This window comes from Ktedonosporobacter rubrisoli, from assembly GCF_004208415.1.
Taxonomy (GTDB): Bacteria; Chloroflexota; Ktedonobacteria; order Ktedonobacterales; family Ktedonobacteraceae; genus Ktedonosporobacter; species Ktedonosporobacter rubrisoli.
This window is the reverse complement of record NZ_CP035758.1, coordinates 1542023-1556043: the sequence shown is the minus strand read 5'-3', so window position 1 is coordinate 1556043 and position 14021 is coordinate 1542023. Positions and strand designations below refer to the sequence as shown.

Genomic DNA, 14021 nt, shown 5'->3' with positions numbered 1-14021 from the left:
CTATTCTTCAATACGCACACTTTCCTTGAGTAGCGCCTTAAGAGCGTAGTGGCACGTTTGCCAGGTGGGAAGGCGATGGGCCAGCCAGGATAGAGGACAGGCCTGCTCCGGTTCGTCGTGGACCGGAGCGCCATCTTGTACGCGTACAAGGCTACCAGACCACGGGAATATGGGCCGGACCAAAGGTCAAGGTATCGTCAGGGCGCCAGGGCACCTCAGAAGGGGCCACAGCCAGGCGCACCTCAGGCCAACGCTTGAGCAAGGTGCTCCAAAGCGCCTGCAGTTCCATGCGCGCCAGTTGCTGGCCCAGGCATGCATGTATCCCGCGTCCAAAGGTCAGCATTGGGTTTGAGGCACGATCAAAATCCACCTCATCAGGATGAGGAAAGACCGACTCATCACGGTTTGCTGAATTTGTGGAGAGAAAGACGACCTCACCGGGCTTAACTGGCGTTTCGCTAAACTCGATCTCTTCACGCACAATTCGCGGGTTGCCCGACGAACCAAGCGGCGTAATGCGCAGGACCTCCTCGATCGCCGAGGCCAAGCGCTCCGGCTCATCGAGGCGCTCTTTTAATTGGGCAAGCAGCTCGGGATGCTGCAGCAGAATAAAGGCCGAATTGGTAAACGTCGTGCTCACCGTCTCAAAGCCGGCGGCAATCAGACCAAGGGCAAAGGAGAGCATTTCCCCTTGCGTGAGCACTGCGTCGCCCTGCTCATGTCCCTTCACTAGCAAGCCCAGCACCGTATCGCTGGGATTGGCCTGCTCTTTAGCGATCAAGGGCATGATGTATTGGCTCATCTTCATCAAGAACTCCTGCTGCTCCTCTGCGCTATCCGTGACGCTGAGCATCGAGCGTCCCCATTCGCGGAAGAGCAGCTCATCTTCACTGGGAATGCCCAGCAGCTCGCAAATGACGGCCATAGGCGTCTTGATCGCATAGTCTTCAAAGAGATCTGCCGGTGGCCCCTTGTGCTCCATGGCATCGATCAGCTCGTTGGTGACCTCGACCACATGCGGGAGCATAGCGTTGGCGCGCTTGACGGTAAAGGCTTGCGTGACCAGGCGTCGGATCTGGTTGTGGCGCGCATTCGAGACCCCAAAGAGCGATTCTTCCTCCACACCAATGATTTTGCCAGCCACCAGGCGTGGCACATCGCCATCCGACTGCTTGATCATCCCACAACGTTTCACATCGGTGGAGGCTTTGACCACATCGCTATGGCGCGTGAGAAGAAAAGCATCGCCTCCATAGGGCATGCTGATACGCGCAACCGGGCACTCCTGGCGCAGCTGTTCATATGTTTCTGGCACTTCAAGGCTGTGATCGGCGAAAGGGATAGGAAAGCTCAAAGGTGCTTCTTGCTCGTTACTCATAATGTCTATTTACCTCCTAATATTTTTAGATACTTTACGCGCTAATCGTTACCCGTAACAAAGCAAGCAGGGCCTTTCTGCCTCTTGTAAAGTATTCGAGATTTTATCTTCTGTAATATCAACTCCTAGAGACAGAATTTCCATGTGCTTAGCTTATAGTATAAAACATTTGGTACCACAGGAATAGAAAAAGCTTGTCGTATCGAGGACTTGCTAATGAAGCCAATACAATAGAATTCACAAGGGGGATTGTATATGCTTTCTTGCTCTCCATGTTCGGGCTAACAGCAAGCTACTGAGTTTGAGTGCTCAAGACTCAGGAAAAGAAGAGCATGCATGCCAGGCAAAGGCTGCCATCATTGCGGGCGAAGAAGATGCTTTACTCCTCTTGCTTAGCTCAGGTGAGCGATCTGCGCGGACAGCCACTGTAGTTCTTCGCGGATCTGCTTGCCACGTAGCGTGCGCAACTGATCGACATAGGGCTGAACCTGCTCAAAGAAGGTTGGGGCAAGATATTCGTCAATGCGTTCGTTTTCCCTGAGCCGCACCTTAAGGGCATTGCTGCGCGTCTGCAAAATCGCAAGGCGATCAGCAGGATCAAGGAAGCCAAAGAAAGCATAACGCACATAAAATTCCATATCGCTTTTGGCGATCGTGTGGGGAAAATCGCGCACAATATCCCGAAATAGAGCAAAACCCTGCTCGGTCAGATGGTAGATAATGCGATCGGGCTTGCCACGCTGGCTGACCGTTTCGCAACGTACAGCTCCATTCTCCTCGAAGCGCCGCAATGTCGGGTAGAGCTGATTATGATGCAACGTTACAAGACCCTCAAGTACCTCATCATATCTTTTTTTGATCTCATATCCATGCTTAGGGCCTTGCAGGAGAGCTGCGAGGATCAGGATATCAGCATACATTTTGACTTCATTCCCCTATTCATTTGCTGTTCAAGAGGCATCACCCCGGATAAGCTCACTATAATAGAAAGAATCATTTGAAGCAAGAGAGAGAAACTGGCAGGTGCAGCAGTAAGCGAGGCGAGCGACAGATAAGGTAGAGAGAGCCGGCCTGCTCCAGTCTGCAAGCAGACCGGAGCGCCATCTTGTACGCGTACAAGGCTACCAGACCACGGGAATATGGGCCGGACCAAAGGTCAAGGTATCGTCAGGGCGCCAGGGCACCTCAGAGGGGGCCACAGCCAGGCGCACCTCAGGCCAACGCTTGAGCAAGGTGCTCCAAAGCGCCTGCAGTTCCATGCGCGCCAGTTGCTGGCCCAGGCATGCATGTATCCCGCGTCCAAAGGTCAGGACAGGATTTGAGGTGCGATCAAAATCTACCTTTTTTGCGTGAGGAAAGACCGACTCATCATAGTTAGCCGCGTTAAAGGAGAGAAAGACGACCTCACCGGGCTTGACTGGCGTTTCGCTGAACTCAATCTCCTCACGCACAATTCGCGGCCTACCCGCCCCAACCGGCGTAATGCGCAGGACCTCCTCGATCGCCGAGGCCAGGCGCTCCGGCTCATCGAGGCGCTCTTTTAATTGGGCAAGCAGCTCGGGACGCTGCAGCAGAATAAAGGCCGAATTGGTAAACGTCGTGCTCACCGTCTCAAAGCCGGCCACGATCAGTCCGAGGGCAAAGGAGAGCATTTCCCCTTGCGTGAGCACTGCGTCGCCCTGCTCATGCCCCTTCACCAGCAAGCCCAGCACCGTATCGCTGGGATTGGCCTGCTCTTTAGCGATCAAGGGCATGATATATTGGCTCATCTTCATCCAGATCCCTTGCTGCTCCTCGGTGCTCAGTGTCACGGAGAGGACAGCACGTCCCCATTCGCGGAAGAGCAGCTCATCTTCACTGGGAATGCCCAACAGTTCGCAAATGACGGCCATGGGCGTCTTGATCGCATAGTCCTCAAAGAGATCTGCCGGTGGTCCTTTACGTTCCATAGCATCGATCAGCTCGTTGGTGACCTCGACCACATGCGGGAGCATAGCGTTGGCGCGCTTGACGGTAAAGGCTTGCGTGACCAGGCGTCGGATCTGGTTGTGGCGCGCATCCGAGACCCCAAAGAGCGATTCTTCCTTGCCGCCAAGGATATTGCCAGCCTCCCGGCGCGGCACATCGCCATCCGACTGCTTAATCGTCCCACACCGTCGCGAATCGGTAGCGGCTTTGGCCACATCGCTATGGCGCGTGAGGAGAAAAGCATCACCCCCATAGGGCATGCTGATACGCGCAACCGGGCACTCCTGGCGCAGCTGTTCATATGTTTCTGGCATTTCAAGGCTGTGATCGGCGAAAGGGATAGGAAAGCTCAAAGGTGCTTCTTGCTTGACTTCCTGGACTTTAGCTTCTTGCTCGTTACTCATAACGTCTATGTACTCCTAATCTTTTTAGACCCTTATCTGTCTGAAAAGAGGGATAAAATCTCTCTTACACTGCTAAGATGGTTTCGTCTGGCCGGTGTATTAGACTTCTCGATCATCCTCTAGCACAGTAAGCTCCGCCTGGTTCTCTTCATCTTCAAGGCTAAAGACCTGAGCGGGGCAAAGATCTACTGCCATGCGCACCTTCTCTAATAGATTAAGTGAAGGATGCTCATTGATGACTTGAACTGTACCGTCTGTATCGCGCTGATCGAAGACTTGCGGACAGGTCAGCGCACAGGAGCCACTGGCAATGCATTTCTGGGTATAGGCAATCACCCGCATGCAACCTATTTCCTTTCCAGGCTAATCACAGCGTTGCTGGCACAGAGCAGGTTAGCCAAGCTCTGACTAACCTTTGCTCTGGCTTTGCATCTTTCTCTGCATAAACGCCATAGAAGCAGGCAAGCACACTTGCTTCACATAAGCTTATATATCATTGTTACATATGTAATGGTAACATATAAAAGAGAGATCTGGCAAGATGCTGCGAGAAATGTCGCTGTACGTCGGCAACACATGAGTTGTAGCGGCAAAAAGTCAGGGAAGTGAAATGAAGGCTTTAGAACAGGCATCCATGCAGAGGAAAATGAGAATGGTGCATTGGCTCTGCCGAGGTAAGATATGCGGAGCCAATGCGAGGTGGCGCTACGAGCGTCCCGTTTGCTATGCTTTGAGCGATTCCAGAAAATCCAGCACAATTCGATTGAACTCGGCAGGCTTCTCCATAAAAGGATGATGCGCAGTCTCCGCCATAACCACCTTTTTGGCGCCCGGAATCTCGGCTGTCAATTGTTCAAGAGGATTTGGCGCGTCCCATTCTCCTAGAATGACGAGCGTTGGCGCGCCTATCTGCCCTAGACGGCTGATAGCAGGAGGCTCTAATGGCACTGGTGACGTCTCGGCCTGATCCTCATCATCAGGGCGCATCCAGTTGTGCGTTGTCATCTCGCGGATGCGCTCGCGCAATTCGGGGGCCGCGTGCGCAGGAAGGCGTCCCGGTCCGTCCGTCCACAATTCAAGCGAGACCTCAACCGCACGCGCCACATCATGCTTTGTAAAAGCTTCTTCTAATTCGGTAAACAGGCGCACCGTCAGTGGATGCTTGACCGCTAAATCTTCTGGCGGCTGAAATCCACTTACGCCCGCTGTGACCGGAATGAGCGCATCTACCATCTCAGGATGCTCAAGGGTAAAGTCGATAGCCAGCTGGCCTCCGCCCGAGACGCCCATCAGATAGGCGCGCTCAACACCAAGAAATGTAAGCAACTCGTAGAGATCCTGGCGATCCGAATAAGGCTTCCCTTTTGTAATCAGTCCCGAATCGCCAAAGCCGCGCTGATCGTAGCGGATGACCCGGTAGCGCTGGGCAAAGACTGCAAACTGCTCATCCCACGATCTTCTATCCAGAAGGTGCCCATGGGCAAGAACGAAAGGATGACCAGCCCCTGCAACCTCATAGTACAGGGTTGTACCGTTTATCTCTGCCAATCCGCTCTGCACATGTTCCGCATTTGACATTACGTTAACTCCTTAATTTAGCTTTATTCATATATCCTTTAACATAATAGCATGGAAAGTGGCTAGTTGCGACCCAGTATAGGAAATTCTTCAGCTTACGGGCTCCACAAAGCTGGCCCGGAGCTAGCAAGTCCAACACACTGAGCTGGCTTACTCAGCCGGCGGAGCCAGGGCCTTAAGCAGCAGACGAGCGGCCAGGCTGAGATATGCTTGATGGCGATAGATGAGCATCACAGGCAGAATAACTTGTAAGGCTTCTATCGGCAATATACGCAAAGTCCCCAGACGCAGCTCTTCCTCAATGCTGCTAGCTGGCAGAAGCCCGATGCCAAAATCTGCCTCAATAAGCCGCTTCTGGGCAGTCAGGCTATCAATCACAGTTTTTTCAGCATCCTGCAAGCCATGCTTGAATAACTGCTGTTCTAATAGCTGCGCAAACGCTTCATCCGATGATCCCGCCTTGAAAGGGAAGCTGAACCACGGAACATCGCGTAATGCCGCCGGCTCCTGTGGCGTACCCGTAACAAGGCGCGAATGCATTGCACACACGACAAGTAGAGGATCATTCATGATATGCAGCGAGCGAATATCGGGACGCGGATCGGTAAAGTAGCGCACGCCCAGCAGCGCCTCACCCTGCTGAACCAGGCTGCTCACCTCATCGCTACGCGCTGTGCGCAGGAAGAGGCGCACATGAGGATAGGTATTATGGAAGGTCTGTAAACGTGAGGTGAGGTCAGTACTGGCTAAAGTACCCACCAGCGCCATGGTCAATGACCCTCGTTCCTCCTCTTCGAGGGCATGCACCGCAGTTTTTCCATTCTCAACCGCGACAAGGATCTTCCGGGCATAGGGTAGAAAAGCTTGGCCGGCTTGCGTTAAGCGAATCCCGCTCCCTGATAGGCGCTCAAACAAAGGCATGCCCAGCCCTTTTTCGAGCAGTTCGATACGCCGGCTAATTGCTGGTTGCGAGAGGTGCAACGCCTGGGCCGCCCGCGCAAAACCGCCAGAATTATTGATCTCGACAAATGCTTCAAGTTCGCTTAATTCCATAGCTATCAGTATAGCTGATGGGGACAATAAAGACAATCTATTAGACAAATGGCTGGGAAGCCCGTATACTGAGAACAGAGGCAAGCAAGTGAGTTTTCCAGGCAGAAAAGAGGCGAAGATGCTTCTAAACGCTGGTTTAGCGCTTTGCCAGCCGAGCGACCTCACCTGTCCTACCTAAGTCCTTACAAGTTGAAGAGCAGGCAAGATGTTGAGAAAGGATTTGACAAGCATGATAGCAGTAATCGCCGAGAATTATCTAAACGAAGGGCAGCAGCCCGAATTCTTCGATCTGACGGCAGACATTCGCCCCCATCTCGAAACAATTGACGGCTTTATCTCCGTCGAACGTTTCGAGAGCGTATCGGAGCCGGGAAAGCTCCTTTCCCTCTCCTTCTGGCGCGATGAGAAAGCCGTTGAGGACTTGAGAAACCTTGAGTCGCATCGGGCCGCCGATGTAAAGGCGCGGGACCATATCTTAAAGGACTATCACATCCGCGTCGCTTACGTCGTCAGAGATTATGGGAAGTTTGAGCGGGAGCAGGCCCCGCGCGACAGCCAGTAAAGGGATTCCCACTTAGCGCTCTGTTACTCTCTCTCAGAAACACGTAGCTGGAGGAATAGCCGGGTTTTTCGGTTAAAGTAGCCAGGAGTGCACAGGGCTCCTGGCTGCCTTCGTTAGCCCTGTTGCGCACTGATGAATACGGTTGGGAATGCCTCTCCTTACCAAGCAATGGTTGACATCTCTCTTACTATGCTTGACCGCAAGAAGCACGGGAGGTTGGGCGCGCCCTCTAGCTTTCATCTATGCGCCCAGCCTCTGCTGCCAGACCTTGCAGACGCTCGATCATCTTGCTGGCTTGTATGCGAACCCATTCATTCGGATCATCAAGCAGCGCTTTTAATGGCTCAATGGCCCGCGCATCGCCAAACCGCCCCAGGGCATGGGCAGCGCCCCCCCGCACATGCTCATCCTCATCCTGAAGGCAAGCAATCAAAGGCTCGATTGCTCGCCGATCGCCAAGCTTTCCCAGCGCAACGACGGCAATCATCCGCACCGGCAGATACGCATCTTGAAGACTGCCGAGTAGCGGCTCAACAGCGCGTGTATCGCCGAGCTTCTCCAGCGCCCAGGCAGCATGATAGCGCACATCCATCTCCTGATCTTTCAGGCAAACAATCACAGCTTCGACCGCTCGCCCATCTCCCAATTCTCCGAGCGCTTCCAGCGCCTTACTCCGTACCGATGCGTCTTCGTCCTGAAGCAACGCGACCAGCAGATCAACCGTTCGCGGGTCACCCAGCCGCTTGAGCGCTTCGGCGATAGCTGACAGCACCCAGTCCTTCGATTCCTGCCGCAGCGCCGCAACCAGGGGCACAATCACCTGCGCATCACCACTTGCTCCCAATTTCAGCGCAGCATACCGCCGCAGTTGGCCATCGGGTGACTGAAGCTGCTGTAATCGCTGCTCTCGTTTGCTGGGACTCATGGTGATTTTAGGCATATTCTGGCTCTCTTTCCTGGTTGTTCTCACTTGCCGCAGGACTTTTTCTACGTCCTTGGCTCATCAGCGTGCTCAGCCTCATGCATCCGCGCCGCCGCGTGTCGCCTGCGCCATGATGTCAGCTGCAAAGCCAACGCACAGCGCAGGTCAGGAGCCGATGGCGTTTTGCAGGTGCCGTTGCCTTTGTGGCTGGCTCTCCTTGCTTTGCCTACTTTCTGACGGCAACTGCGCTGCCTCCATGAAGTCTTCCTGGGAAGGCAATTACACACCTCCAGTGTGGAGCACCAGGAGGTCGATACCTTTGCTGGCAGTATAGCATATCGAAGGGGAGATCAGCCGCCAGCTTCCATCTGAGGGCAACTTTTATTTCGTTAGGTCTCATGATTCACGTCTCCGCTGCCTGGTGTCAAGCCCAACAGGTAACTGGTCGCTCTGGTACCAGTATGCGGGCTGCGGGAACTTCTAACGCTCTGGCTTGTGAGGCCACTTCAGAGGCAGAGTGAGTCACCAGGATAATGATACCAGAGTGGCTAGTTTCCTATTGGGATTGACCGTGATAGTTCTCGGCAAGAGGCACTCTACACTGACCGTCCGAATTTACAAAAACGGTGGGCGCCAATCCGCTTCTCTCCTGGCTTCTCACGTTCCCAATGGCTCTGCTGCTCAACATTCGCGCCGATTTCCCATGTTTTGGCTTAAAAATCGTCGAATATTCACGCTATTTACCAAGATCATAGCGAAACACTAGCATATCCTGAAGCACAATCCCATGCTCCGCAAGCGGCGGCTGAATATAGGAAAAATAGTCGCGCCTGACTTCAAACATGCGGAAACCACACTTCTGGTAGAAAGCTATATTCTCAAGGGAAGAGTTAGCAGTGCCAACCAGAAGCGAACCGCTATGACGACGCCTGAGCTCTTCCAGCAAAAAGTTAATGATCTGCTTTCCATAGCCGCGCCCCCGACAAGCGGGCACCACAGCGATATAGATAATCTCAGCGGGCTCATGTTCTGGCCAGCTTACGACAGCAGCGCCAACCAGCCGACCATCCAGGCGAGAGGCGTAGATAGCACAGGCCGGATCACTGAACGTAGCCCGAATGCGCTCCTCACCTTCCTCGGCATCCGCGAGTACGGGGAGCAAAAACTCGGCCTCAGCATTGGGAACCAATTCTGTTATTAAAGACATAGATATACCCTTTCTAACCGACAGCTTGCCAAAACGCAGACCAACCTTCTACCTCATATGCCGACTGAGCTGATTTCTTGAAAAGGAAAAAGCACGAGAGAAGAATTTCTGTTTTCTAATGTTTAAGCGGTAAACGATAGTAGTCGTAGCAGCCGATCTCTTTAAAGCCGCAGCTCTGATAAAGCGCGAGAGCCTGCTTATTTTCCGTCATAACTTCGAGCCAGATGCTTTGAGGATTGGCGCGCAGAAGCTCCCGGACGGTCCTCGCGAGCATCTGACGTCCGTAGCCCTTGCCCTGATATTCGGGCAAGACAGCAAAACCCTGGATGAGGGCCGAGCCTTCAGAGAAGCTCACCTCAATTATTCCAACGATGACACTGTTTACCTCTCCAACGTAATAACGACGATTGGCCTCAGAGAGTTTTTGCTCAGTATACCAGTTAATCTCGTCCTGGGGCACTTGAAAGGCCTGGGCGCTAATATACGAAAGCACAGGAATATCCTGGGGATGAGCGGCGCGAAAGTGGAGGTGTTTATGCATTTCTTGCGGCAGCTGGGGTCCATCCAGGACCATTTTATACTCGCTATGATCGTAGGTAGTGGGCAGATGTCTCACAAAGGCCTGACCGGCGGGCGAGGCCCCTTCAACGATTAAGAGAAGGCTGTTCAAGCCACGGCTGATGCTTTCCTGACGTGCGGCCTCGAAAAGTATTTGAAATATGCCGCCTTTACGATGAGCCGGATGGACCATCCCGCTGATCTCGCCCTCGCGCGCAGCAAAGCTGAAGAGCGCTAGAAAGCCAACAAGCTGACCATCGACATAATAGAGGAAGTCGTTAAGCTGGTCGCTAGGCCGCTGGCGCAAAATACCCCAGTTCAGTTTGAGATCAAGCCCCTCGTGATTGTTGCAAAGCGCAGCAAGTTGCTTAATCTCGGTCAGCTCTGCCGCATCAAGCCCCCGGCGTTTGAGCAAACCCTGTTTAATAGGAGAAGACATGCATTCCCTTTCTCTTTATTGAAGATGTTAAATGCTATCTTACCACATCCAGAGGAGGTTGAGAGGGCAAATATTACGCTTTCTGCGTGGAACGAATAGCAATACGCGATTAGCAGGCAAAAATAGGAAATGGAGCTTTTCCGCTTCTGGCAAGAATATACGACGAAGCGAAAAAACTCCTTTGTGAAGGATTAAGAGAAGGCGATCAACGCAACTGCACAGAAAAGAAGCAGGCATAAAGGTGTATAAAGTACAAGGTTAAGTTTATAGAATAGCTTGCTTCTGGACGGGGCCAGACCAAAGGCCCAGGCCAGGCCCGCTATACCACGCAACAAGAGCCCGGCGCCAATTATCAGCACGCTTATCTGGAGCAACCAGGCTGGAACAAGCTGCCCCAACGAGCCAAGCTGATGAATGCGCGCCAGTATTAGCAAAGTTCCCAATCCCAGCATACAGACAAGCGGCACAAGGACCGCAGTTCTGAAGGAGCGCTCATTATTCGTGTTGAGCACAGTCTGGGCCAGGGAGAGCCTATCGTGTGCAGGCCAGACCTGGCCCGTGGCCCAGAATGCATGTAGCAGACCGTCAAGAGCTAGCACGACTGCGACCAGAATACCGGCAAGCGTTATGAGTGACTGCATGATTTTTTCTCCTCTCTGTCAATATGGCAGGATGTTGAACACTCATTTCTCGCGTCCATTGCACGAGAAATTTTCCTCTCGCATGAGAGAAGTTCATTCAGAACTTTCCCACGAGCTCAGCACAAGCTTTGCCAAGCTCTCTTTCAATATTCGCTAAGCAAACAGCGAATGAAAATCAAAAAAACACAAATCTACCGGACTTCTATAAATGGCTAGAAGCGCCGAGAAGGGAAATCTGCTCAGCCCAACAGAAGGCTGATCACATGCTCCCTACGCCGGGCCAGAAATTCTGGATCATGCGCATCAAGGCCCAGAGGTTTCATAAAAGTATCGGCTTGAGCCAGCGGAAACCAGCAGAGCGCGACAAGATCAATCAGAAACTGTTCGGCCTCATCCCGCCAGCCAATCTCTTCATGAAGCACCTGCACCGCTTCGTGCAAGGTCCCAATCAGCCTTGGCAAGTTTCCCAGGTAGCGCCCTCCATTCAAGGCCTCCCATTCAGTGATGCGAATAAAAGTAGGGTGCGCGACAAAAAAATCAAGGAGGCTCTCAACAACGATGCGCAGGCCATCTCTCACGTCGGTATCAGGATTCTGCGCCCGCTCCCGAAGCAGCCTGAGCAATTCATGGGTCAGGCTCAAGGCGAAGATTCGCTCTAGAACTGAGCGATAGAGCTCCTCTTTGGAGCCAAAAAAGTAATTGGGCAAGCCACGCGTGACCCCGGCCAGATCGCAGATCTCCTGTAAGCTGGTAGCCTCGTAGCCCTTTTCGGCAAATAGCGCCTCAGCGGCATCAAGAATAGCTTTCTTGCTGACCTCAGCGGCCTCTGTACGCCGCGTGCTTTTCTTCTTCATCTCCATAGTTTTCCTCCCTAACATCTTAATTTCCATTCGCTATACGTATAGTTAATATAGCAAAAAGGCAAGGGACGAGTCAAGAGATAGAACCTGATTTCGGGGTCTTTCGGTTTTCTCTCTTGAAGCGTTTTCAGTAGAAAGCCCTGGAGAAGCACCCTTCCCCTCTTGCCTATTTTCCCTATCTCTGCAAGAATAGTCTTGAAAAAGATGAAAAGCGAGGATGAAACTCATGCAAGGACCGCTACCTATGCAAGCACAATTGCTACAGGATGTCGATAAGTTAGATTTCGAAGATGAAGCCGAACGTGATCACTATAAGGAAAAGCTTCTGCGCAGACTGCGATCGGCACTTGCTATCAAATGCGAGCCCAATGATCAACTCCCCATTGGCAGCTCTAAATTTGGCGGAAAACCAGATCTACCTCCTGGCTTCCTCTATCCGCTGGGCGGAGATGGTAAGCCTCTTTCCTTTATTGCACAGTATCGCTTGCAAGATTTACAGGCTTTCTCGATTGCGCATGATCTCCCTGCGACAGGGATGCTCTACTTCTTCGCTTTTGATGATACCGTGGGGCGTCCTTTAACAGCTACATATCGCCCCGAATGGGCAAGCATTAGCTATTGGGATGGTGATCCTGCTACGCTTCAACCTTATGAAGCGGGAGAAGAAGTACGCAAATATACACAGGCAAAAATCTGGTTTGAGGAAGCTCTCTCCGGCTTCCATTTATTCTATGAGGAGCTTGATTGTACGGATCTAATAGGTGGTGAAGAATTCGAGTACATAGACCTGATGGGGAAATATGAAAATTATCGCCATCAACTTTTGGGTTTGCCTGTTCCCCAGCAGCCCTGGAACATTCGTGTAGTTGGCCCGCATGGAGAGGTTGAAAGGGTAGAGGGCCTGCAAGATGAGTTTGAGGGTCATGTTCTGCTTCTACAAATGGATTGCGATAGCAAATTAGGCACGCGTTGGGGAGATTGTGGAACAATCTATTTTGTGCTTTCACTTCAAGATTTAGTACAACATCATTTTGAGAACTTTCTCTTTTTGGGTCAGCACGGCTAAACAGCCCTCTCCCCTTCCACAGGCCGATCACTCGTATCCACAAGGCAACAATGTCAGTGGGTGAGGACCTTGATCGGCCACACCATCAGCTTCTGCAAACATAAGCCGATAAATATGGCTTCTTTCTAAAAGAGTGTACCGTGCCTGCTATGATTGAAATAGCCCACCTGAATCTTTACATAGCTTGAGCAAGCATGTCTTGGTTTTCCAGTAGCGCTACACTCAGGCTCTTGCCAGAAATAGTTAAGAAGGCGTAAGATGGGAACAACGCGTCTCTCCTGCTCACAGGGCGAGAGCAGAAAGGAAGAACTAGCCATAGATAATCTACTTCGTACCGCCAGGCCAGATGAATATGAGGCAATATGCACGCTCTACGCAGAGCTGGTCGCGGTCCATACGCAGGCCCTCCCACAATTTTTCCAGCCCAGCGAAATTGCTGTGCGTCCTTTCTCAGAGGAGACCTTTCATAAGATTCTAGCCAGTCAGCAGGACACAATCTTTGTAGCCGAGCAACAAGGGCTTCTTGTCGGCTTCGTTCGCTGCTATGTACATACAACACCGGTCATCCACTTTGTCGTGCAGCGCCGCTTTGTCTATGTTGAGGATATCGTAGTCAGCAAGGCCGTCCAGCATCAGGGCGTGGGAAGAGCCCTGATGGAACGGGTACAAGCTTGGGCGCGCGAACTGGAAATCAGCGAGATCGAGCTCGATGTTTGGGAATTCCCGACCTCTGCGCGCTCCTTCTACGAGCAACTGGGATATCAGACGACAAAGCAGCACATGCGCAAAGTGCTCTAGCAATCTCGTCAGATCCGAGATTGCTAGATCCGATCAAAGGAAGCAACCTTCCACCGACTAGCCTCCTGCTGCATCACAATATGTACAGTGTAGGTGATCCCGTGGGCCCGCTTGACCGTCACAGTAATGGGCGCTGGATCACCAAAGGGATAACTCTCGGTATAGCTTGTCATTTTCCCATAAGTGGCATCTTGCTGCTGAGCCTGCTGGATGAAGGCCTCCTGAGTCATTCTAGCCCTTAGCGTAGAGCTAAGGCAGCTATAAGCCTTTGCATAGTTCTGCTCGCGGATCGCAATGTAGTAGTTCTCTTCAGCAATCATAGGTTTGGCCGTATAGTTCCAGGTCAGCAGGCCAGAGGCGCCCAGAAGCACGAGGACCAGGAGCACAATCCAGAGCCAGAGCCTGGATTTTCTGCGCCGCTGGGAAGGCTGAACAATATCGCTAACCTGCTTATCCAATGGCGATTGTATATTGCTTGGCATAATGATTCTCCTTAAAATTGCCTTGTCCTATCACAAACTGGCATGCTAGCGCTTTGGGCTAGCTGTCAATCGACGAGAGAGCAAAGGCAAGGCTCCTTCTATCTC

15 protein-coding genes are annotated in these 14021 nt (G+C 52.3%); 3 read left to right on the top strand and 12 right to left on the bottom strand.

Going from position 1 to position 14021, the window contains the following annotated elements:
• Positions 1–151: 151 nt before the first annotated feature.
• The 6 genes from EPA93_RS07140 to EPA93_RS07115 all read right to left on the bottom strand — a co-directional run bounded on the left by EPA93_RS07140 (position 152) and on the right by EPA93_RS07115 (position 6381).
• Positions 152–1378, bottom strand: coding sequence for a cytochrome P450 (locus EPA93_RS07140; RefSeq protein ID WP_129886389.1), 1227 nt, complete (start codon positions 1376–1378; stop codon positions 152–154).
• Between the two features lie 392 nt (positions 1379–1770).
• Positions 1771–2298, bottom strand: coding sequence for a PadR family transcriptional regulator (locus EPA93_RS07135; protein WP_129886388.1), 528 nt, complete (start codon positions 2296–2298; stop codon positions 1771–1773).
• Positions 2299–2499: 201 nt separating this feature from the next.
• A complete protein-coding gene (locus EPA93_RS07130; RefSeq protein WP_129886387.1) occupies positions 2500–3750 on the bottom strand; it encodes a cytochrome P450 in 1251 nt (416 codons plus the stop codon).
• 99 nt (positions 3751–3849) lie between these two features.
• Complete coding sequence (locus EPA93_RS07125) at positions 3850–4092, bottom strand: ferredoxin (RefSeq protein WP_129886386.1); 243 nt, start codon at positions 4090–4092, stop codon at positions 3850–3852.
• A gap of 381 nt (positions 4093–4473) precedes the next feature.
• Entirely contained in the window at positions 4474–5328 is an 855-nt protein-coding gene (locus tag EPA93_RS07120; RefSeq protein WP_129886385.1) for an alpha/beta fold hydrolase, read from the bottom strand.
• Between the two features lie 150 nt (positions 5329–5478).
• A complete protein-coding gene (locus EPA93_RS07115; RefSeq protein ID WP_129886384.1) occupies positions 5479–6381 on the bottom strand; it encodes a LysR family transcriptional regulator in 903 nt (300 codons plus the stop codon).
• 229 nt (positions 6382–6610) lie between these two features.
• Between EPA93_RS07115 and EPA93_RS07110 the strand changes: the two genes are divergently transcribed.
• On the top strand, positions 6611–6943 hold the full coding sequence (locus EPA93_RS07110) for an antibiotic biosynthesis monooxygenase family protein (protein ID WP_129886383.1): 333 nt from the start codon (positions 6611–6613) through the stop codon (positions 6941–6943).
• 229 nt (positions 6944–7172) lie between these two features.
• Here the strand turns inward: EPA93_RS07110 and EPA93_RS07105 are convergent, their stop codons facing one another.
• From EPA93_RS07105 to EPA93_RS07085, 5 genes are all read right to left on the bottom strand, one after another.
• Positions 7173–7883: a HEAT repeat domain-containing protein gene (locus EPA93_RS07105; RefSeq protein ID WP_129886382.1), complete on the bottom strand. Its 711-nt coding sequence runs from the start codon at positions 7881–7883 to the stop codon at positions 7173–7175.
• 718 nt (positions 7884–8601) lie between these two features.
• Positions 8602–9072, bottom strand: a complete 471-nt coding sequence (locus EPA93_RS07100) for a GNAT family N-acetyltransferase (RefSeq protein ID WP_129886381.1) — start codon at positions 9070–9072, stop codon at positions 8602–8604.
• Positions 9073–9187: 115 nt separating this feature from the next.
• On the bottom strand, positions 9188–10069 hold the full coding sequence (locus tag EPA93_RS07095) for a GNAT family N-acetyltransferase (protein ID WP_129886380.1): 882 nt from the start codon (positions 10067–10069) through the stop codon (positions 9188–9190).
• 191 nt (positions 10070–10260) lie between these two features.
• The gene (locus tag EPA93_RS07090; RefSeq protein ID WP_129886379.1) at positions 10261–10710 is read right to left on the bottom strand and encodes a DUF3995 domain-containing protein; all 450 of its coding nucleotides are present in this window, start codon (positions 10708–10710) and stop codon (positions 10261–10263) included.
• A gap of 239 nt (positions 10711–10949) precedes the next feature.
• Positions 10950–11564: a TetR/AcrR family transcriptional regulator gene (locus EPA93_RS07085; RefSeq protein ID WP_165422936.1), complete on the bottom strand. Its 615-nt coding sequence runs from the start codon at positions 11562–11564 to the stop codon at positions 10950–10952.
• 250 nt (positions 11565–11814) lie between these two features.
• Here EPA93_RS07085 and EPA93_RS07080 point away from each other — a divergent pair, with 250 nt between their 5' ends.
• Positions 11815–12636 (top strand): DUF1963 domain-containing protein, encoded by an 822-nt coding sequence (locus EPA93_RS07080; RefSeq protein ID WP_165422935.1) that lies wholly within the window; start codon positions 11815–11817, stop codon positions 12634–12636.
• Positions 12637–12894: 258 nt separating this feature from the next.
• Positions 12895–13434, top strand: a complete 540-nt coding sequence (locus tag EPA93_RS07075) for a GNAT family N-acetyltransferase (protein ID WP_129886376.1) — start codon at positions 12895–12897, stop codon at positions 13432–13434.
• 23 nt (positions 13435–13457) lie between these two features.
• Here EPA93_RS07075 and EPA93_RS07070 read toward each other — a convergent pair whose 3' ends face one another.
• Entirely contained in the window at positions 13458–13916 is a 459-nt protein-coding gene (locus EPA93_RS07070; protein WP_129886375.1) for a hypothetical protein, read from the bottom strand.
• Positions 13917–14021 lie beyond the last annotated feature (105 nt).